Origin of the sequence: Streptomyces niveus (assembly GCF_001723055.1) — a bacterium.
In the GTDB taxonomy this organism is placed as follows: domain Bacteria; phylum Actinomycetota; class Actinomycetes; order Streptomycetales; family Streptomycetaceae; genus Streptomyces; species Streptomyces niveus.
In genome coordinates this window covers 11981-32988 of sequence record NZ_MDCR01000097.1, presented here as the reverse complement: position 1 = coordinate 32988, position 21008 = coordinate 11981, and the positions used below count along the sequence as shown (strand labels likewise).

Sequence of the window (21008 nt, the reverse complement as noted above, 5' to 3'; positions counted from 1 at the left end):
GTCCGCAGCACGCAGCACACCGCCACACCGCACGGTCCGGCCGGGGACGCACCGTCCCCGGGCCGGACCGTAGTCTTGTGCCGTGCAGGAACTCCACGACGCCCCCCTCGCCCCCCTGACCACCTTCCGCCTCGGCGGCCCCGTCGCCCGGCTGATCACCGCGACCACCGACGCCGAGGTCGTCGCGGCCGTGCGCGAGGCGGACGACGCGGGCACGCCGCTGCTGATCATCGGCGGCGGCAGCAACCTGGTCATCGGCGACAAGGGCTTCGACGGCACCGCCCTGCGGATCGCGACGCGCGGCTTCGACCTCACGGGTACGACGCTGGAACTGGCCGCCGGCGAGATCTGGACCGACGCCGTCGCCCGCACCGTCGACGCCGGTCTGGCGGGCATCGAGTGCCTGGCCGGCATCCCCGGCTCGGCCGGCGCCACACCGATCCAGAACGTGGGCGCGTACGGCCAGGAGGTCTCCAGCACCATCACCGAGGTCGTCGCGTACGACAGGGCCACCGGCGAGACCCGGACCCTCACCAACGCCGAGTGCGAGTTCTCGTACCGCCACAGCCGCTTCAAAGAGCACCCCGAGCGTTACGTCGTCCTGCGCGTCCGGTTCGCGCTGGAGGACGCGGGCGGGCTCTCCGCCCCGGTCAAGTACGCGGAGACGGCCCGCGCGCTCGGCGTCGAACCCGGCGACCGGGTCCCGGCGGCCACCGCCCGTCTGACCGTGCTCGAACTGCGCGCCGGCAAGGGCATGGTGCTCGATCCGGCGGACCACGACACCTGGTCGGCCGGCTCGTTCTTCACCAACCCGATCCTCGACGACGCGCAGTACGCGGCCTTCCTCGCCCGCGCGGCTGAGCGGCTGGGCCCGGACGTCACCCCGCCCGCGTTCCCGGCGGGGGAGGGCCGTACGAAGACGTCGGCGGCGTGGCTGATCGACCGCGCGGGCTTCACGAAGGGGTACGGGGCGGGCCCGGCGCGCATCTCCACGAAGCACACGCTCGCCCTGACCAACCGGGGCGACGCCACCACCGAGGACCTGCTGGCCCTCGCCAGGGAGGTCGTCGCGGGGGTGCGGGACGCGTTCGGGATCACCCTGGTCAACGAGCCGGTGACGGTCGGCGTGAGCCTCTGAACTCGCTCGGGTTGGCGCCCCGGACCCGTTTGAACGCCGCGCTGAACCCGAACGGGTCCGAGTAGCCCACGGCGCGGGCGACATCCGCGACGGTCGCGTCGTCCTGCTCGACCAGCAGATCGGCCGCGAGCGTCATGCGCCAGCGGGTCAGATAGGTCAGCGGAGGTTCGCCGACCAGGTCCGCGAACCGCTTGGCCAGCGTCGAACGCGACACCCCCGTACGCCCGGCCAGCGCCGCGACCGTCCACGGCGCCGCCGGTTCGGCGTGCAGCAGCCGCAGCGCGTCGCCGACCACCGGGTCCCGCTGGGCGGCCCACCAGGCCGGGCGTTCGCCGCCCGGCCGGTCGAACCACTCGCGCAGCGTGCAGACCAGCATCCAGTCCAGCAGCCGGTCGAGCACGACCTGCTGGCCCGGCGTATCGACGGCGACCTCGGCGGCGAGATGGTCCAGCACGGCGTCACTCGCGCCCCCGTCGTCCGCGCGCAGGACGACGGGCAGCGCCTCCAGCAGCCGGCGGCTGATCTCGCCGCGTACCGGATAGGCGCCGACGATCAGCGTCGTCGCCCCCGGGCCGTTCCCCCGGCCGTACCCCTGGCCGTCTCCGCCGTACACCTGACCGCCCCCGCAGCCACCGGCGTCCCCACCGGGGTCGTGCCAGCCGAGCCGGTGCCGGGTCCCGCCCTGCTCGGGCGTCGCGCAGTCCTCGCCGCACTCGATCGGCTCGGCCGTGGTGCCGACCTCGTCCACGAAGGTGAACGTCCCCGGGCCGCGTACGACGATCGTCTCGCGGGCGCGCAGCAACTCGGGCGGCCGGCCCTCCGGTACGAGCCACCCCGCCCCGTCGATGACGGTGCACAGGGTCAGCGGCGCGCCGTCCACGAAGTGGAGCGCCCAGGGCGGGGACAGGGTCGAGCTGGCGAACAACGAGCCGTGGGCCCGTACGCCGCGGATCAGATCGCTGAAGACATCCACACCGCCGAGGCTAGACGAATGGACATGCGATCCGGCTCCTCACCCATGGAATCGTCCGATCGGGCCTTGTTCAATCGACCCATGAACACCGAAAACACCCTTGTCCTCGGCGCGACCGGCAAGACCGGCCGACGGGTCCTCGCCCGGCTGCGCCTTCGCGGCACGCCCGTACGCGCCGCCTCCCGGTCGAGCGCGACCCGCTTCGACTGGTCGGACCCCGGCGGCTGGGACGCGGCCCTGCGGGACATCACCGTCGCCTATGTCGTGCCACCGGGCGTGCCGGGCCCGGCGCACGAGTTCGTGAAGCGGGCCGAGGCCGCCGGCGTACGGCGCCTGGTCCTGCTCTCCGGGCGCGGCGCCGACACCTGGGGCGACTCCGCCTTCGGTCTGGACATGCGCTCGGCCGAGGACGCCGTACGCGGCTCGGCGCTGGAGTGGACCGTCCTGCGGGCGTCGAACTTCAACCAGAACTTCGACGAGGACGTCTTCCACGCCCCGCTCGTCGCCGGTGAACTGGCGCTCCCGGCCGACACGGTGCCCGAGCCGTTCATCGACATCGAGGACATCGCCGACACCGCAGTCAAGGTGCTGACCGAGCCCGGCCGGCACGCCGGACGGATCTACGAGCTGACCGGGCCCCGTGCCCTCACCTTCGGTGAGGCCGTCGAGCTGATCTCCCGGGCGTCCGGGCGGCCCATCGCCTACCGGCGGATCCCGTCCGCCGAGTACGTCGAGGCGCTCGTCGCCGAGGGCGTGGGCGAGGACGACGCCCGGCACGTCGCCGAGATGTTCACGCTCATGGAACGCGGGCTGTTCGCCGAGACGACGGACGACCTCGCCTCCGTACTGGGACGGGCGCCGCGCACCTTCGAGGAGTACGTCGTACGGGCCGCCGCGGCGGGAGCCTGGCACCAGCCCATTCGCCCACCGGAAGGACTGTGATGAGCACCGACGCCACGTCGCTGACCCCCGGGGACCTCGAATTCCTCCGCCGCCCCCTGCACGGCTTCCTGTCCGTGGCCGGGGGACCGGTCCCGCCACAGCCCCGGCCCGTGTGGTTCGAAGCCACCGCCGAGGGCACGATCCAGCTGTTCACGGGCCCGGAGACGGTCAAGGTACGGCGCCTGCGCGGCGACCCCCGGGCCTCGATCGTCGTCGCCGCCCCGGTGGGCGAACGCGAGCGCTGGCTGTCGGTCGCCGGGCGCACCACGGTGGAACCCGACGGGGCCCATGACCTCTGCGCCCGTCTGGCCGCCCGCTACTGGGACCTGGACGACCCCGCCCGCGCGGACGAACTCGCCGCGATGATGGCCACCGACCAGGTGCGTCTCGTGATCCACCCGGAGGAGGTACGCCGCTTCACCAACTGACCTCCTCCTAAAGAGGCGCCGTCGTCCGTACGGGACTTCGCGGACACGCCCTAGTACGCGACCCCCACCGGCTGCCGCACCGTCGCCGGGTCGTCGAGCATCGCCAGCATCGCGTGGGCCAGGTCCGGGCGGCCGATCTTGCTGCCGCCGCGCGGATTCGCGCCCACCACGGCCCGGTAGACGCCCGTCACCGGCCTGTCCACGAGCTGCGGGGGCCGGGCGGAGGTCCAGTCCGTGCCGCTGCGGGCCAACTCCTCCTCCATGTGGGCCAGGTCGGTGTAGACGGGCTTCAGCACGATCTTGACCACGCCCATGGCCAGCCGCCCCAACAGCGGCTCGCCGGGCGGTACTTCGCCGACCGGGGCCGCGCTCACCACCACCAGCCGGCGCACCCCCTCCGCGTCCATCGCCCGCAGGATCGAGCGGGTCACCGGCGCCGCCAGCCCCGCGTCCTTGCGACCGCGCGGGCCGACGCCCGACAGCACCGCGTCCCGCCCCGCCACGGCGGGCCGCAACGACTCCGGGTCGTCGAACGCGGTCGCGGTGAACACCTCGAGGCCGTCCCCGGTGACGTCCAGCCGCGCCGGGTCCCGCACCACCGCCGTGACCTGATGACCCGTCGCCAGGCCCTGCCGCACGATCTCCCGGCCGACGCCGCCGGTCGCCCCGAACACGGTGAGCTTCATCGTCCTCGCCTCTTCCGCTCTCTGGTGGGTGAGTATTCACTCACCTCTATGGTGAGTACTCACCCACCTCACGTCAAGCGTCGTCATGGCGATCGGAGAGCACCTATGAAGCCCGCGCGGGCCCGCATTCTCGACGCCGCCGCCCAGCTGATGGGCACCATCGGGCTGGCGCGCGCCACCACGAAGGAGATCGCCCGCGCCGCCGGCTGCTCGGAGGCCGCCCTCTACAAGTACTTCTCCGGCAAGGAGGAACTCTTCCTGCGCGTGCTGGAGGAACGGCTGCCCCGCCTCGGCCCGCTGCTCTCCGAACTCGCGGAAGGCCCCTTCGACGCGAGCGCCGGCCGCAGCGTCGAGGACAACCTCACCGAGGTCGTCCGCAAGGCGGCCCTCTTCTACGAGGCGACCTTCCCGATCGGCGCCTCACTCTTCGCCGAGCCCGCGCTGCTGCGCCGCCACGCCGAGGGGGTCCACGCCCTGGGAGCGGGCCCGCACCGGCCGCTGCGCGCGCTCGCCGCCTACCTGCGCGCCGAACGCGAGGCCGGCCGCGTACGGGCCGACACCGACGCGGACGCGGTGGCCTCGCTGCTACTCGGCGCGTGCCTCCAGCGGGCCTTCCTGAAGGCCTTCCCGGACGGCGAACAGGTCACCCCACTCGACGAGTTCGCCCCGGCACTCGTACGGACGGCCCTCACCGGCCTCAACCCCTAGGGCGTGTCCGCCAGCCACCCGTCGATCCCGGCGAGCATCTTGTCCCGCGCCCCGGCGGGCGCCGCCGACCCGCGTACCGACTGCCGTGCCAGCTCCGCCAGTTCGACGTCCGTGAAGCCGTGGTGCTTGCGCACGAGCTCGTACTGCGCGGCCAGCCGTGCCCCGAAGAGCAGCGGATCGTCGGCGCCCAGCGCCATCGGCACCCCCGCGTCGAACAGAGTCCGCAGGGGTACGTCGGCGGGCTTCTCGTAGACGCCCAGCGCCACGTTCGACGCCGGGCACACCTCGCACGTCACCCCGCGCTCCGCCAGCTTCCGCAGCAGCCGCGGATCCTCGGCCGCCCGTACGCCGTGCCCGACCCGGGTCGCGCGCAGATCGTCCAGGCAGTCCCGTACCGACGAGGGCCCGCTCAGCTCACCGCCGTGCGGCGCCGCGAGCAGCCCGCCCTCCCGCGCGATCGCGAAGGCCCGGTCGAAGTCCCGCGCCATGCCCCGGCGTTCGTCGTTCGACAGCCCGAACCCGACCACACCCCGGTCCGCGTACCGCACGGCGAGCCGCGCCAGCGTGCGGGCGTCCAGCGGGTGCTTCATCCGGTTCGCCGCCACCACGACGCGCATCCCGAGCCCGGTGTCCCTGGCCGCCGAGTCCACGGCGTCCAGGATGATCTCCAGCGCCGGGATCAGCCCGCCGAGCAGCGGGGCGTACGAGGTGGGGTCGACCTGGATCTCCAGCCACTCGGACCCGTCCCGGACGTCCTCCTCGGCCGCCTCGCGCACCAGCCGCTGGATGTCCTCGGGGGAGCGCAGGCACGACCGGGCGATGTCGTAGAGCCGCTGGAAGCGGAACCAGCCCCGCTCGTCGGTGGCCCGTAGCTGGGGCGGCTCACCGCCGGTCAGCGCGTCGGGCAGATGGACGCCGTACTTGTCGGCCAGCTCCAGCAAGGTCGTGGGCCGCATCGAGCCGGTGAAGTGCAGATGCAGATGGGCCTTGGGCAGCAGACGGATGTCGCGGATGGCGCGGTCGTCAGTCGGGGGGCCGGAAACGTTCTCCATCCATGGATCTTGCCGTACTCAGCCGGAGTGCGGGAGTCCCTTTCTCCCTTCGGGTCGCCGCCCGAACGAAATCCCGAACGAAAGAACGGGCCCCCGGACGTCGCGCCGGGGACCCGTTCTCGTCGGACGACACTCAGTCGCGGGCCTCCGCCAGCAGCTTCTGGAGCCGTGCCACACCCTCCACCAGGTCCTCGTCGCCCAGCGCGTACGACAGCCGCAGATACCCCGGCGTACCGAACGCCTCACCCGGCACGACCGCGACCTCGGCCTCTTCGAGGATCAGGGTGGCCAGGTCGACCGAGGACTCCGGGCGCTTGCCGCGGATCTCCTTGCCGAGCAGCGCCTTCACCGACGGGTACACGTAGAAGGCGCCCTCGGGCTCCGGGCAGACCACACCGTCGATCTCGTTGAGCATCCGCACGATCGTGCCCCGGCGCCGGTCGAACGCGGTCCGCATCTCGGCCACCGCCTCCAGGCCGCCGGTGAGCGCGGCGAGAGCGGCGGCCTGCGACACGTTGGCCACGTTCGACGTCGCGTGCGACTGCAGGTTCGTCGCGGCCTTCACCACGTCCTTGGGGCCGATGACCCAGCCCACCCGCCAGCCGGTCATCGCGTACGTCTTGGCGACACCGTTGACCACGACGCACTTGTCGCGCAGCTCCGGGACGACCGCGGGCAGCGAGGTGAACTCGGCGTCCCCGTACACCAGGTGCTCGTAGATCTCGTCCGTCAGCACCCACAGCCCGTGCTCGACGGCCCAGCGGCCCACGGCCTCCGTGTCCTCGCGGCTGTAGACGGCGCCGGTCGGGTTGGAGGGGGAGACGAAGAGCACGACCTTCGTACGCTCCGTGCGCGCCGCCTCCAACTGCTCGACGGAGACCCGGTAGCCCGTGGTCTCGTCGGCCACGATCTCCACCGGGACACCGCCGGCCAGCCGGATCGACTCGGGGTACGTCGTCCAGTACGGGGCCGGGACGATGACCTCGTCGCCCGGGTCGAGGATCGCGGCGAACGCCTCGTAGATCGCCTGCTTGCCGCCGTTGGTCACCAGGACCTGGGCGGGGTCGATCTCGTACCCGGAGTCACGCAGCGTCTTCGCGACGATGGCGGCCTTGAGCTCGGGGAGCCCGCCGGCCGGCGTGTAGCGGTGGTACTTCGGGTTGTGGCAGGCGTCACTCGCGGCCTCGACGATGTAGCCGGGCGTCGGGAAGTCGGGCTCACCCGCACCGAAGCCGATCACCGGCCGGCCCGCCGCCTTGAGGGCCTTGGCCTTGGCATCGACTGCGAGGGTGGCGGACTCGGAGATTGCGCCGACTCGGGCGGAGACCCGGCGCTCGGTCGGAGGAATTGCAGCGCTCATGCGGGCCATGGTCCCAGACCCCCCGAGAGCCGGGCACCGGGGTTTCGCCGACTGGACAGCCCACGGTCGGAGAGTGGACAGGTTCGGACAAGAGCCGGTCCGGTGTTACCTGTTCGACGCATGGCCCCCGAGCACGTACACTCACTGGTCGTTGGCCCTCACCCGCCACCGCCGATCCGCACACACCGTGCTCCGGGTCGGATGCGGTAGGTTGGGGAAAACGCAAAGGGTCGTAGCTCAATTGGTAGAGCACTGGTCTCCAAAACCAGCGGTTGGGGGTTCAAGTCCCTCCGGCCCTGCTACACACATCCTTCGCCAGGATGCGTGCGCATGTACGTACTTCAAAAGCACTGCCGTGCGGCTCCACCGGGCGCGGCACGGCCACGACCCGGAATCAGGTGAGAGAGCGTGACGGACGCCGTGGGCTCCATCGACAAGCCTGATGCTGACGATGACGAGACCCCCGAGTCGAACAAGAAGAGCCGCAAGGGCGGCAAGCGCGGGAAGAAGGGCCCCCTGGGCCGTCTCGCGCTCTTCTACCGTCAGATCGTCGCGGAGCTGCGCAAGGTCGTCTGGCCGACTCGCAACCAGCTGACGACCTACACGACTGTTGTGATCGTCTTCGTCGTCGTCATGATCGGTCTGGTGACCGTGATGGACTACGGCTTCCAGAGAGTAGTCAAGTACGTCTTCGGCTAGAGCCGCGGAGGCGGAGGGCGCCCACAGGCGTCCCTTTCCGCATGTTCCACCCATCGTGAAGCCAGGAAGAAGCAGCCAACGTGTCTGACCCGAACCTGAACGACGCCAACGAGTCGGCCGCGTCCCGCAAGGACGAGACCGACATCGTCGAGGCGGCGGACGCTGTCGAGCCAGACCAGGCCGAAGCCGCTGACGCCGAGGCCGGCGAGCCGGCCGAGGAGTCGGCGCTGCACGTCGAGGACACGGACGAGGCCGAGACCGCCGAAGCCGAAGCCGCTGACGAGGCCACCGAGGACGACGGCGACGACGTCGAGCTCGTCGAAGAGCCCGCCGCCGCTGCCGACCCCGTCGCCGCGCTCCGCGAGGAGCTGCGCACCCTGCCCGGCGAGTGGTACGTCATCCACACGTACGCGGGCTACGAGAAGCGCGTGAAGGCCAACCTGGAACAGCGCGCCGTCTCGCTCAACGTCGAGGACTTCATCTACTCGGCCGAGGTGCCCGAGGAAGAGATCGTCCAGATCAAGAACGGCGAGCGCAAGAACGTCCGCCAGAACAAGCTCCCGGGCTACGTCCTGGTGCGGATGGACCTGACGAACGAGTCCTGGGGTGTCGTACGGAACACACCGGGCGTCACCGGCTTCGTCGGCAACGCCTACGACCCGTACCCGCTGACCCTGGACGAGATCGTCAAGATGCTCGCCCCCGAGGCCGAGGAGAAGGCCGCGCGCGAGGCGGCCGAGGCCGAGGGCAAGCCGGTCCCGTCCCGCAAGGTCGAGGTCCAGGTGCTGGACTTCGAGGTCGGCGACTCGGTCACCGTCACCGACGGCCCGTTCGCGACGCTCCAGGCGACGATCAACGAGATCAACGCCGACTCGAAGAAGGTCAAGGGCCTCGTCGAGATCTTCGGCCGCGAGACTCCGGTCGAGCTGAGCTTCGACCAGATCCAGAAGAACTGACGCGCGCTCACGCGCGCTCGTCCAGCCACTTCCGACCAGGTCAGACAGGCTCTCGCAGGGGGTTGCCCCCCACTCGCGGGAGAGGGTCTGACCTGCTCGGTTTTTGGCCGTGCAGCTGTACCCGTTATCGTTGCGCGGTATGCCCGCATCCGGATGACCGGATGACCGGGCCGGAACACTCTCACTAGGACCCGGAGAGAGCACATGCCTCCCAAGAAGAAGAAGGTCACGGGGCTCATCAAGCTCCAGATCTCGGCCGGCGCGGCCAACCCGGCTCCGCCGGTCGGCCCCGCGCTGGGCCAGCACGGCGTCAACATCATGGAGTTCTGCAAGGCCTACAACGCCGCGACCGAGTCGCAGCGTGGCATGGTCGTGCCGGTGGAGATCACGGTCTACGAGGACCGCTCCTTCACCTTCATCACCAAGACTCCGCCGGCCGCGAAGCTGATCCTCAAGGCCGCCGGTGTGGACAAGGGCTCAGGCGAGCCGCACGTCAAGAAGGTCGCCAAGCTCACCCGCGACCAGGTCCGTGACATCGCCACGACCAAGATGCCCGACCTGAACGCCAACGACCTGGACGCCGCCGAGAAGATCATCGCCGGCACCGCCCGTTCCATGGGCATCACGGTCGAGGGCTGAGTCCCGCCCGGCGAGCCCCCTCGGGCACGCCAAGTGGAAGGGCCATGCGCGGCCCGCACCACGAACTCCACACCTGAATGAACCACCAGGAGAAGAAGTGAAGCGCAGCAAGGCACTCCGCAGCGCGGACGCGAAGATCGACGCGGAGCGTACGTACCCTCCGCTCGAGGCTGTCCGTCTCGCCAAGGACACCAACACCACCAAGTTCGACGGCACCGTCGAGGTCGCCATGCGTCTGGGCGTCGACCCGCGCAAGGCGGACCAGATGGTCCGTGGCACCGTGAACCTCCCGCACGGCACCGGCAAGACCGCCCGGGTCCTGGTCTTCGCGACCGGTGACCGTGCCGAGGCAGCGCGCGCCGCGGGCGCCGACATCGTCGGCTCCGACGAGCTGATCGAAGAGGTCCAGAAGGGCCGTCTCGACTTCGACGCCGTCGTCGCCACCCCGGACCTCATGGGCAAGGTCGGCCGCCTCGGCCGCGTCCTCGGCCCGCGTGGTCTGATGCCGAACCCGAAGACCGGCACCGTCACCCCCGATGTCACGAAGGCCGTGAACGACATCAAGGGCGGCAAGATCGAGTTCCGCGTCGACAAGCACTCGAACCTGCACTTCATCATCGGCAAGGTCTCCTTCGACGAGACGAAGCTGGTCGAGAACTACGCCGCGGCGCTGGAGGAAGTCCTCCGTCTCAAGCCGTCGGCCGCCAAGGGCCGTTACATCAAGAAGGCGACCCTCGCGACGACGATGGGCCCCGGCATCCCGCTGGACGCCAACCGCACTCGTAACCTCCTCGTCGAGGAGGACCCGGCCTCCGTCTGATCCTGGACGGCAGTTCGCGTCATCGCGTGTCAAGAGCCGGTCCCGGCACCTCTGTTGAGGCGTTGGGGCCGGTTTTCGCGTGCGCGGACTGTCACATGTGTGCGTTACCGTTCAACAAGGAACATCGAAAAAAGGGGTGGGGTATGACCATGTCGGCATGGGGGCGCGTTGGCGTTTCGCTGACGGCTGTGGCCGTTGTGGCAGGTGTCGCGGGTTGTCAGGGCGGAGACTCGGGCTCGAAGAAGGCCGGAGGTTCGTCGGTCACCGAGGTTCTGACGGCGGCGTACGAGAAGACGGCGGCGGCCAAGTCCGCCAAGGTCAGCATGACGATGTCGATGCCGCAGGGCATGGCGGGTGCCGCGGGGGGCGGCGACATGGAGATGTCCGGCGTCATGGGCTGGGACCCCATGGTGATGGACATGACCATGACCGGCTCGATGATGCAGGCCGAGCCCGACGCACCGGACGAGATCCGGATGCTGTGGGTCAAGAACGCGATGTACATGGACATGGGCGCCGAGGCGGCCAAGGACATGGACGGCAAGCGCTGGATGAAGCTGGACCTGGCGGCGGCTGCGGAGGCCTCGGGCGACCCGGCGGCCATGAAGGAGCTGACCGGCGGCATGGAGAACATGAACCAGGACCCGGCCCAGCAACTCGCGCTGCTGCTGGACTCGCCGAACGTGAAGCACGTCGGCTCCGAGAAGGTCGACGGGGTCGAGGCGCGGCACTACAAGGGCACGCTCACGGTCGACGAGATGCTTGAGTCGAACGAAGGACTCGACGTCCTCAGCGCCAAGGAGCGCAAGGACCTCCTCGCCACCGTCGAGAAGTCCGGCATCAAGGGGTACGACACCGAGGTCTGGGTCAACGAGGACGACTACCCGGTGAAGATGATCGTCGGGATGGACACCCCGCAGGGCGAGGTGAAGATCAGCGCGAACTACAGCGACTACGGGGCCAAGGCATCCGTCCAGACGCCGCCGGCCGGGGACACCGTCGACCTGTTCGAGATGCTGGGCGGCCTCGGCGAGGAGTCCGGCGCCGGCGCGGACGGCTCCGGGATCTGACCCGGAAGCGATCCGGAAGTATCTGATCCACAAATCCGGTCACCGGGGCGGGTTTACGGCCCCGGCGACCGGATTTGCCTGCCGGTCAGCACGTCACGTACTCTTCACCTGAAGCCAAAGACCGCTGGTCGTTGCTGTGCTCTCGCAAGAGGGTGGGGCGACCGAAGGATCCGCTGGAAGCGGACGACCCGCGTAGGTGTTCGAGGAAGAGTTCCCGGGTTCGTCCCGGTCGAGCCACGCCCCGCGCGCCTGCGCAGGGGCGTTTCGTCTTTTCTCGGCCCTTCTGAGCGGTCCTCATCACCCGGAAGGAGGCCGACGCTCATGGCAAGGCCCGACAAGGCTGCCGCGGTGGCCGAGCTGACGGAACAGTTCCGCAGCTCGAACGCCGCAGTGCTGACCGAGTACCGGGGTCTCACCGTGGCGCAGCTCAAGGAGCTGCGCCGTTCCCTCGGTGCGAACGCCCAGTACGCCGTGGTGAAGAACACGCTGACCAAGATCGCGGCCAACGAGGCCGGGATCAACACGCTGGACGACCTGTTCGCGGGTCCGACGGCGGTTGCCTTCGTCACCGGTGACCCGGTGGAGTCGGCGAAGGGTCTTCGTGACTTCGCCAAGGACAACCCCAACCTCGTCATCAAGGGCGGTGTCCTTGACGGCAAGGCGCTGTCCGCCGACGAGTTCAAGAAGCTCGCGGACCTCGAGTCCCGCGAGGTGCTGCTCGCCAAGGTGGCCGGTGGGATCAAGGCGTCGATGGCCAAGGCCGCGGCGACGTTCCAGGCCCCGCTGTCGGAGTTCGTCCGCACCGCGGACGCCCTTCGCGCCAAGGTCGAGCAGGGCGGTGCCGGTACGCCGGCTCCCGCCGAGGCCGACGCCGAGTAGTTCGGCGCCGCGTCGCAGCGGGCCCCGTACGCCCGCCGTCACATAAACATCCGGCACCTGCCGAATTAGTGGAAGGACGCCATCATGGCGAAGCTGTCCCAGGACGACCTGCTCAAGCAGTTCGAAGACCTGACCCTCATCGAGCTCTCTGACTTCGTCAAGGCGTTCGAGGAGAAGTTCGACGTCAAGGCCGCCGCTCCGGTCGCCGTCGCCGCCGCCGGTGGCGCTGCCGCCGCCGTCGAGGCCGAGGCCGAGCAGGACGAGTTCGACGTCATCCTCACCGGCGCCGGTGAGAAGAAGATCCAGGTCATCAAGGTCGTGCGTGAGCTGACCTCGCTGGGCCTCAAGGAGGCCAAGGACCTCGTGGACGGCGCCCCGAAGCCCGTCCTGGAGAAGGTCGCCAAGGAGGCCGCCGAGAAGGCTGCCGAGTCCCTCAAGGGCGCCGGCGCCTCCGTCGAGGTCAAGTGACCTCGTAGTACCCCGCAGGCACCCGGCTCACGCAGACGGGTGCCGGCACCGCGCCGACCAGGCGCACAGCGTTGACGAGCAGGGCGGTCCCCCGTACGGGTGACCGCCCTGCTCCGTCTCCGGGAGGGCTTCCTTGCTCTTCGCCGGGCTGCGAGTATGGTGATCATCGCCGTGCCTCCGTACGACCGGTGACGATCCGTACGGGGCGGGGGGCCTTGACGAACCGCACGAGGCGCGCAATTCTCAGGACGCGTCGCCATATCGATCCGATTCCGAGGCATGGATCGGCGACGAAGAGGGCAGGATCGATGTGCGCCTACGGCGTGGGTCCGAACGCAGTTGAGACAAGGTGTTGAGAACAACGAGGGTCTCGCAAAACCCGGCCTGGACATCAGTGTGCCTAGTGGCTACACTGACCCTTTGCGCTGCCTGTTAGCTGCTCCCTGCCCGTCACCAGGGGCACCCCCATGCATGACATCGTCGGCTGACCTGGCCTTTCAGGGCCTGTCATCCGGTGTGTCCAGCTCGGGACCGGTACGCGCGTAGTGAGTCCGAGCCCTCGGAAGGACCCCCTCTTGGCCGCCTCGCGCAACGCCTCGACCACGAATACGAACAACGGCGCCAGCACCGCCCCGCTGCGCATCTCCTTTGCAAAGATCAAGGAGCCTCTTGAGGTTCCGAACCTTCTCGCGCTGCAGACCGAGAGCTTCGACTGGCTGCTCGGCAATGCCATCTGGAAGGCGCGTGTCGAGGCAGCTCTTGAGAGCGGCCAGGACGTCCCCAGGAAGTCGGGTCTGGAGGAGATCTTCGAGGAGATCTCTCCGATCGAGGACTTCTCCGGGTCGATGTCGCTGACCTTCCGCGACCACCGCTTCGAGCCGCCCAAGAACTCGATCGACGAGTGCAAGGAGCGCGACTTCACGTACGCGGCCCCGCTCTTCGTCACCGCCGAGTTCACCAACAACGAGACCGGCGAGATCAAGTCTCAAACGGTCTTCATGGGCGACTTCCCGCTCATGACGGACAAGGGCACCTTCGTCATCAACGGCACCGAGCGTGTCGTGGTGACCCAGCTGGTGCGCTCGCCGGGTGTGTACTTCGATTCCTCGATCGACAAGACGTCCGACAAGGACATCTTCTCCTCCAAGATCATCCCGTCCCGGGGTGCCTGGCTGGAGATGGAGATCGACAAGCGCGACATGGTCGGTGTCCGTATCGACCGCAAGCGCAAGCAGTCGGTCACCGTTCTGCTCAAGGCTCTCGGTTGGACGACCGAGCAGATCCTGGAGGAGTTCGGCGAGTACGAGTCGATGCGCGCCACCCTGGAGAAGGACCACACCCAGGGCCAGGACGACGCGCTGCTGGACATCTACCGCAAGCTGCGTCCGGGCGAGCCCCCGACCCGCGAGGCGGCCCAGACCCTGCTCGAGAACCTCTACTTCAACCCCAAGCGCTACGACCTCGCGAAGGTCGGCCGCTACAAGGTGAACAAGAAGCTCGGCGCGGCGGAGCCGCTGGACGCCGGTGTGCTCACCACCGACGACATCATCGCCACCATCAAGTACCTGGTGAAGCTGCACGCCGGTGAGACCGAGACGGTCGGCGAGAGCGGCACCCAGATCCTGGTCGAGACCGACGACATCGACCACTTCGGCAACCGCCGTCTGCGCAACGTCGGCGAGCTCATCCAGAACCAGGTCCGTACGGGTCTGGCGAGGATGGAGCGCGTCGTGCGTGAGCGCATGACGACCCAGGACGTCGAGGCGATCACGCCGCAGACCCTGATCAACATCCGGCCGGTCGTCGCCTCCATCAAGGAGTTCTTCGGCACCAGCCAGCTGTCGCAGTTCATGGACCAGAACAACCCGCTGTCGGGTCTGACGCACAAGCGCCGACTCAACGCGCTCGGCCCCGGTGGTCTCTCGCGTGAGCGGGCCGGCTTCGAGGTCCGTGACGTGCACCCCTCGCACTACGGCCGCATGTGTCCGATCGAGACCCCCGAAGGCCCGAACATCGGCCTGATCGGTTCGCTCGCGTCGTACGGCCGGGTCAACGCGTTCGGGTTCGTCGAGACCCCGTACCGCAAGGTCGTCAGCGGTGTCGTCACCGACGACGTCGACTACCTGACCGCCGACGAGGAAGACCGCTTCGTCATCGCGCAGGCCAACGCGACGCTGTCCGAGGAGATGCGGTTCACCGAGCCGCGCGTCCTCGTCCGTCGTCGTGGCGGCGAGGTCGACTACATCCCCGGCGACGACGTCGACTACATGGACGTCTCGCCGCGCCAGATGGTGTCGGTCGCGACCGCGATGATCCCGTTCCTGGAGCACGACGACGCCAACCGTGCCCTCATGGGCGCGAACATGATGCGTCAGGCCGTGCCGCTGATCACCTCCGAGGCGCCGCTCGTCGGCACCGGCATGGAGTACCGCTGCGCGGTCGACGCCGGTGACGTCATCAAGGCGGAGAAGGAGGGTGTGGTCCAGGAGGTCTCCGCGGACTACATCACCATCGCCAACGACGACGGCACGTACACCACGTACCGCATCGCCAAGTTCTCCCGCTCCAACCAGGGCACCTCCGTCAACCAGAAGGTCATCGTCTCCGAGGGTGACCGGGTCGTCGAGAACCAGGTGCTCGCCGACGGTCCCGCCACCGAGCGTGGCGAGATGGCGCTCGGCAAGAACCTCCTCGTGGCGTTCATGCCCTGGGAGGGCCACAACTACGAAGACGCGATCATCCTCAGCCAGCGGCTGGTCCAGGACGACGTCCTCTCCTCGATCCACATCGAGGAGCACGAGGTCGACGCCCGGGACACCAAGCTCGGCCCCGAGGAGATCACCCGGGACATCCCGAACGTCTCCGAAGAGGTCCTCGCGGACCTCGACGAGCGCGGCATCATCCGTATCGGTGCCGAGGTCACGGCCGGGGACATCCTCGTCGGCAAGGTCACGCCCAAGGGTGAGACCGAGCTGACGCCGGAGGAGCGTCTGCTCCGCGCGATCTTCGGTGAGAAGGCCCGTGAGGTCCGCGACACCTCGCTGAAGGTGCCGCACGGCGAGACCGGCAAGATCATCGGTGTCCGCGTCTTCGACCGTGAGGAGGGCGACGAGCTTCCTCCGGGCGTGAACCAGCTGGTCCGCGTCTACGTCGCCCAGAAGCGCAAGATCACCGACGGTGACAAGCTCGCCGGCCGCCACGGCAACAAGGGCGTCATCTCCAAGATCCTGCCGATCGAGGACATGCCGTTCCTCGAGGACGGCACCCCCGTCGACATCATCCTCAACCCGCTCGGCGTCCCGTCCCGAATGAACCCGGGACAGGTCCTGGAGATCCACCTCGGCTGGCTCGCCAGCCAGGGCTGGAAGGTCGAGGGCAACGAGGAGTGGATGGAGCGCCTCAAGACCATCGGCGCCGACGAGGTCGCACCCGGCACCAACGTCGCCACCCCGGTGTTCGACGGTGCCCGCGAGGACGAGATCTCCGGACTCTTCGAGTCCACGATCCCGAACCGCGACGGCGAGCGGATGGTCAAGGGCTCCGGCAAGGCGCACCTCTTCGACGGCCGCTCCGGCGAGCCGTTCCCCGAGGCCGTGTCCATCGGCTACATGTACATCCTCAAGCTCCACCACCTGGTCGACGACAAGCTCCACGCCCGCTCGACCGGTCCGTACTCGATGATCACCCAGCAGCCGCTGGGTGGTAAGGCCCAGTTCGGTGGCCAGCGATTCGGCGAGATGGAGGTGTGGGCGCTGGAGGCGTACGGCGCCGCTTACGCCCTCCAGGAGCTGCTGACCATCAAGTCCGACGACGTGACCGGCCGCGTGAAGGTCTACGAGGCCATCGTCAAGGGCGAGAACATCCCCGAGCCCGGCATTCCCGAGTCCTTCAAGGTGCTCATCAAGGAAATGCAGTCGCTCTGCCTCAACGTGGAGGTGCTGTCCTCGGACGGCATGTCCATCGAGATGCGCGACACCGACGAGGACGTCTTCCGTGCGGCGGAGGAGCTCGGTATCGACCTGTCCCGGCGAGAGCCGAGCAGCGTCGAAGAGGTCTGACGGGTAGTCCGGCCGCTCCTGTTCTCAGAGCGGCCGGCTCCTCCCGGACCCGTACAGACCATGATTTGAGACTCGACCCCGAAAGAGGGATTGACGACAAGTGCTCGACGTCAACTTCTTCGACGAGCTGCGGATTGGCCTCGCCACCGCGGACGACATCCGGACCTGGTCCCACGGCGAAGTGAAGAAGCCGGAGACCATCAACTACCGCACGCTCAAGCCCGAGAAGGACGGACTCTTCTGCGAGAAGATCTTCGGTCCGACCCGGGACTGGGAGTGCTACTGCGGCAAGTACAAGCGTGTCCGCTTCAAGGGCATCATCTGTGAGCGCTGTGGCGTCGAAGTCACGCGCGCCAAGGTGCGCCGTGAGCGGATGGGCCACATCGAGCTTGCCGCTCCCGTCACCCACATCTGGTACTTCAAGGGCGTTCCGTCCCGGCTGGGGTACCTGCTCGACCTCGCGCCGAAGGACCTCGAGAAGGTCATCTACTTCGCCGCGTACATGATCACGTTCGTGGACGAGGAGCGCCGTACGCGCGACCTGCCGTCGCTGGAGGCGCATGTCTCCGTCGAGCGTCAGCAGGTCGAGAACCGTCGCGACTCCGACCTTGAGGCCCGCGCCAAGAAGCTCGAGACCGACCTGGCCGAGCTGGAGGCCGAGGGCGCCAAGGCCGACGTGCGCCGCAAGGTGCGCGAAGGCGCCGAGCGGGAGATGAAGCAGCTGCGCGACCGCGCGCAGCGCGAGATCGACCGCCTCGACGAGGTGTGGAGCCGCTTCAAGAACCTCAAGGTCCAGGACCTGGAGGGCGACGAGCTGCTCTACCGCGAGCTGCGTGACCGCTTCGGCACGTACTTCGACGGCTCGATGGGCGCCGCGGCGCTCCAGAAGCGCCTGGAGTCCTTCGACCTGAACGAAGAGGCCGAGCGGCTCCGCGAGATCATCCGTACCGGCAAGGGCCAGAAGAAGACCCGCGCGCTCAAGCGCCTCAAGGTCGTCTCCGCGTTCCTCCAGACCAGCAACAGCCCCAAGGGCATGGTGCTGGACTGCGTGCCGGTGATCCCGCCGGACCTGCGTCCGATGGTGCAGCTGGACGGTGGCCGCTTCGCGACCTCCGACCTGAACGACCTGTACCGCCGTGTGATCAACCGCAACAACCGCCTCAAGCGTCTCCTTGACCTCGGTGCCCCCGAGATCATCGTGAACAACGAGAAGCGGATGCTGCAGGAGGCCGTCGACGCGCTGTTCGACAACGGCCGCCGCGGTCGCCCGGTCACCGGTCCCGGCAACCGGCCCCTGAAGTCCCTCAGCGACATGCTGAAGGGCAAGCAGGGCCGTTTCCGCCAGAACCTGCTCGGCAAGCGAGTCGACTACTCGGCCCGTTCCGTGATCGTCGTCGGACCGCAGCTCAAGCTGCACCAGTGCGGTCTGCCGAAGGCCATGGCGCTGGAGCTCTTCAAGCCGTTCGTGATGAAGCGCCTGGTGGACCTGAACCACGCGCAGAACATCAAGTCGGCCAAGCGCATGGTCGAGCGTGGCCGCACCGTCGTGTACGACGTCCTCGAAGAGGTCATCGCCGAGCACCCGGTGCTGCTGAACCGTGCCCCGACCCTGCACCGCCTCGGCATCCAGGCCTTCGAGCCCCAGCTGGTCGAGGGCAAGGCCATCCAGATCCACCCGCTCGTCTGCACCGCGTTCAACGCGGACTTCGACGGTGACCAGATGGCCGTGCACCTGCCGCTCTCCGCGGAGGCGCAGGCCGAGGCCCGCATCCTGATGCTGTCCTCGAACAACATCCTCAAGCCGGCCGACGGCCGTCCCGTCACCATGCCCACCCAGGACATGGTGCTCGGCCTCTTCTTCCTCACCACGGACGAGGAGGAGCGCGAAGTCATCGGCGAGGGCCGGTCCTTCGGCTCCAGCGCCGAGGCCACGATGGCGTTCGACAACCGCGAGCTCTCGCTCCAGGCGAAGGTCGACATCCGCTTCCCGGTGGGCACCATCCCGCCGCGCGGCTGGACCCCGCCGGTCGGCGAGGACGGCGAGACGAACGCCGAGTGGCAGCAGGGCGACCCGTTCCGGCTGCGTACGACCCTGGGCCGCGCGCTCTTCAACGAGCTGCTGCCCGAGGACTACCCGTTCGTCGACTACTCGGTGGGCAAGAAGCAGCTCTCCGAGATCGTCAACGACCTGGCCGAGCGCTACCCCAAGGTCATCGTGGCGGCGACGCTCGACAACCTGAAGGCGGCCGGCTTCTTCTGGGCGACGCGCTCCGGCGTGACCGTCGCCATCTCCGACGTCGTCGTGCCCGAGGCCAAGAAGGCCATCGTCAAGGGCTACGAGGAGCAGGACGAGAAGGTCCAGAAGCAGTACGAGCGCGGTCTGATCACCAAGGACGAGCGCACGCAGGAGCTCATCGCGATCTGGACCAAGGCGACCAACGAGGTCGCCGAGGCGATGAACGCGAACTTCCCGAAGACCAACCCCATCTTCATGATGGTGAATTCGGGCGCTCGCGGAAACATGATGCAGATGCGTCAGATCGCCGGTATGCGTGGTCTGGTGTCCAACGCCAAGAACGAGACGATTCCCCGTCCCATCAAGGCGTCGTTCCGTGAAGGCCTGTCCGTGCTGGAGTACTTCATCTCCACGCACGGTGCCCGTAAGGGTCTGGCCGACACCGCCCTGCGTACCGCCGACTCGGGTTACCTCACCCGTCGTCTGGTGGACGTCTCGCAGGACGTCATCATCCGCGAGGAGGACTGCGGCACCGACCGCGGCCTCAAGCTGCGGATCGCCGAGCGCGGCGCCGACGGTGTCCTGCGCAAGGCGGAGGACGTCGAGACGTCCGTGTACGCACGGATGCTCGCCGAGGACGTCGTCGTGGACGGCAAGGTCATCGCGCCGGCCAACGTCGACCTGGGCGATGTCCTGATCGACGCGGTCGTCGCCGCGGGCGTCGAGGAGGTCAAGACCCGCTCGGTCCTGACCTGTGAGTCCGCGGTCGGTACCTGCGCCTTCTGCTACGGCCGTTCGCTGGCCACCGGCAAGCTGGTCGACATCGGTGAGGCGGTCGGTATCATCGCCGCCCAGTCCATCGGTGAGCCCGGCACCCAGCTGACGATGCGTACCTTCCACACCGGTGGTGTGGCGGGCGACGACATCACGCAGGGTCTGCCGCGTGTCGTCGAGCTCTTCGAGGCCCGTACGCCCAAGGGTGTCGCGCCGATCTCCGAGGCCGCGGGCTCCGTCCGCATCGAGGAGACCGAGAAGACGAAGAAGCTCGTCGTCACCCCGGACGACGGAAGCGAGGAGACGCCGTTCCCGATCTCCAAGCGCGCCCGTCTGCTCGTGGGCGACGGTGACCGCGTCGAGGTGGGCCAGAAGCTCACCGTGGGTGCCACCAACCCGCACGACGTGCTGCGGATCCTCGGTCAGCGCGCGGTCCAGGTCCACCTGGTCGGCGAGGTCCAGAAGGTCTACAACTCGCAGGGTGTGTCGATCCACGACAAGCACATCGAGATCATCATCCGGCAGATGCTGCGCCGCGTGACGATCATCGAGTCCGGCGACGCGGAACTGCTGCCGGGCGAGCTCGTCGAGCGCTCGAAGTTCGAGACCGAGAACCGTCGTGTGGTCACGGAAGGCGGCCACCCGGCCTCCGGCCGTCCGCAGCTGATGGGTATCACCAAGGCCTCGCTGGCCACCGAGTCGTGGCTGTCGGCGGCGTCCTTCCAGGAGACGACCAGGGTCCTGACCGACGCGGCGATCAACGCCAAGTCGGACTCCCTGATCGGCCTCAAGGAGAACGTCATCATCGGAAAGCTCATCCCGGCGGGTACGGGTCTCTCCCGCTACCGCAACATCCGGGTGGAGCCGACCGAGGAGGCCAAGGCCGCGATGTACTCGGCCGTCGGCTACGACGACATCGACTACTCGCCGTTCGGCACGGGCTCCGGCCAGGCCGTCCCGCTGGAGGACTACGACTACGGTCCGTACAACCAGTAGGAACCGAGTGCGTCCGACGGGCGGTCACCCTCACCGGGGTGGCCGCCCGTCGGCCGTGTGTGGGGTGGCTGAAACCAGGTACGGCGCATCTTTTTTGACCGGAGTCGATGAGGTAGGTACGCTCAG

At 68.6% G+C, this 21008-nt stretch carries 17 protein-coding genes and 1 tRNA gene; 14 read left to right on the top strand and 4 right to left on the bottom strand.

All coding sequences use genetic code 11. The features are described 5' to 3' along the window. The first annotated feature begins 82 nt into the window (after positions 1 to 82). Positions 83 to 1138, top strand: a complete 1056-nt coding sequence (locus BHU15_RS13225; RefSeq protein WP_069627364.1) for a UDP-N-acetylmuramate dehydrogenase — start codon at positions 83 to 85, stop codon at positions 1136 to 1138. Here the strand turns inward: BHU15_RS13225 and BHU15_RS13220 are convergent. Beyond that, positions 1104 to 2111, bottom strand: a complete 1008-nt coding sequence (locus tag BHU15_RS13220; RefSeq protein WP_069627363.1) for an AraC family transcriptional regulator — start codon at positions 2109 to 2111, stop codon at positions 1104 to 1106. The genes BHU15_RS13225 and BHU15_RS13220 overlap by 35 nt on opposite strands. Positions 2112 to 2192: 81 nt before the next feature. Between BHU15_RS13220 and BHU15_RS13215 the strand changes: the two genes are divergently transcribed. Together BHU15_RS13215 and BHU15_RS13210 are read left to right on the top strand one after the other, a co-directional pair. Then, positions 2193 to 3053: an NmrA family NAD(P)-binding protein gene (locus BHU15_RS13215; protein WP_069627362.1), complete on the top strand. Its 861-nt coding sequence runs from the start codon at positions 2193 to 2195 to the stop codon at positions 3051 to 3053. Further along, positions 3053 to 3481 carry a pyridoxamine 5'-phosphate oxidase family protein gene (locus tag BHU15_RS13210; RefSeq protein ID WP_069627361.1) on the top strand — a complete coding sequence of 143 codons (429 nt, stop codon included), beginning with the start codon at positions 3053 to 3055 and terminating at the stop codon, positions 3479 to 3481. Before BHU15_RS13215 ends, BHU15_RS13210 begins: the two co-directional genes overlap by 1 nt. Before the next feature lie 50 nt (positions 3482 to 3531). On the opposite strand, the gene BHU15_RS13205 is transcribed toward BHU15_RS13210, so the two are convergent. Then, complete coding sequence (locus tag BHU15_RS13205; RefSeq protein ID WP_069627360.1) at positions 3532 to 4167, bottom strand: NAD(P)-dependent oxidoreductase; 636 nt, start codon at positions 4165 to 4167, stop codon at positions 3532 to 3534. A gap of 105 nt (positions 4168 to 4272) precedes the next feature. Between BHU15_RS13205 and BHU15_RS13200 the strand changes: the two genes are divergently transcribed. Beyond that, a complete protein-coding gene (locus BHU15_RS13200; protein ID WP_069627359.1) occupies positions 4273 to 4875 on the top strand; it encodes a TetR/AcrR family transcriptional regulator in 603 nt (200 codons plus the stop codon). Here the strand turns inward: BHU15_RS13200 and BHU15_RS13195 are convergent. Together BHU15_RS13195 and BHU15_RS13190 are read right to left on the bottom strand one after the other, a co-directional pair. After that, positions 4872 to 5927 (bottom strand): adenosine deaminase, encoded by a 1056-nt coding sequence (locus tag BHU15_RS13195; RefSeq protein WP_069627358.1) that lies wholly within the window; start codon positions 5925 to 5927, stop codon positions 4872 to 4874. The two genes, BHU15_RS13200 and BHU15_RS13195, sit on opposite strands and share 4 nt — an antisense overlap. A 133-nt stretch (positions 5928 to 6060) precedes the next feature. Further along, on the bottom strand, positions 6061 to 7287 hold the full coding sequence (locus BHU15_RS13190) for a pyridoxal phosphate-dependent aminotransferase (RefSeq protein ID WP_069627357.1): 1227 nt from the start codon (positions 7285 to 7287) through the stop codon (positions 6061 to 6063). Positions 7288 to 7513: 226 nt separating this feature from the next. Between BHU15_RS13190 and BHU15_RS13185 the strand changes: the two genes are divergently transcribed. From BHU15_RS13185 to BHU15_RS13140, 10 genes are all read left to right on the top strand, one after another. After that, positions 7514 to 7586, top strand: a tRNA-Trp gene (locus BHU15_RS13185). Positions 7587 to 7695: 109 nt separating this feature from the next. Continuing rightward, positions 7696 to 7986: a preprotein translocase subunit SecE gene (gene secE, locus BHU15_RS13180; protein ID WP_023539374.1), complete on the top strand. Its 291-nt coding sequence runs from the start codon at positions 7696 to 7698 to the stop codon at positions 7984 to 7986. A gap of 80 nt (positions 7987 to 8066) precedes the next feature. Continuing rightward, positions 8067 to 8942 carry a transcription termination/antitermination protein NusG gene (gene nusG, locus BHU15_RS13175; protein ID WP_069627356.1) on the top strand — a complete coding sequence of 292 codons (876 nt, stop codon included), beginning with the start codon at positions 8067 to 8069 and terminating at the stop codon, positions 8940 to 8942. A gap of 204 nt (positions 8943 to 9146) precedes the next feature. Continuing rightward, entirely contained in the window at positions 9147 to 9581 is a 435-nt protein-coding gene (rplK, locus tag BHU15_RS13170) for a 50S ribosomal protein L11 (RefSeq protein ID WP_023539372.1), read from the top strand. Between the two features lie 97 nt (positions 9582 to 9678). Then, positions 9679 to 10401: a 50S ribosomal protein L1 gene (rplA, locus tag BHU15_RS13165; protein WP_023539371.1), complete on the top strand. Its 723-nt coding sequence runs from the start codon at positions 9679 to 9681 to the stop codon at positions 10399 to 10401. 143 nt (positions 10402 to 10544) lie between these two features. After that, positions 10545 to 11471 (top strand): SCO4651 family lipoprotein, encoded by a 927-nt coding sequence (locus BHU15_RS13160; protein ID WP_069627355.1) that lies wholly within the window; start codon positions 10545 to 10547, stop codon positions 11469 to 11471. A 321-nt stretch (positions 11472 to 11792) separates the two neighbouring features. Continuing rightward, a complete protein-coding gene (gene rplJ, locus BHU15_RS13155) occupies positions 11793 to 12350 on the top strand; it encodes a 50S ribosomal protein L10 (protein WP_023539368.1) in 558 nt (185 codons plus the stop codon). Between the two features lie 84 nt (positions 12351 to 12434). Next, a complete protein-coding gene (rplL, locus tag BHU15_RS13150; protein ID WP_069627354.1) occupies positions 12435 to 12818 on the top strand; it encodes a 50S ribosomal protein L7/L12 in 384 nt (127 codons plus the stop codon). Between the two features lie 575 nt (positions 12819 to 13393). After that, positions 13394 to 16876, top strand: coding sequence for a DNA-directed RNA polymerase subunit beta (gene rpoB / locus BHU15_RS13145; protein ID WP_023539366.1), 3483 nt, complete (start codon positions 13394 to 13396; stop codon positions 16874 to 16876). A 100-nt stretch (positions 16877 to 16976) separates the two neighbouring features. Next, positions 16977 to 20882, top strand: a complete 3906-nt coding sequence (locus tag BHU15_RS13140; protein WP_023539365.1) for a DNA-directed RNA polymerase subunit beta' — start codon at positions 16977 to 16979, stop codon at positions 20880 to 20882. Positions 20883 to 21008: the final 126 nt, after the last annotated feature.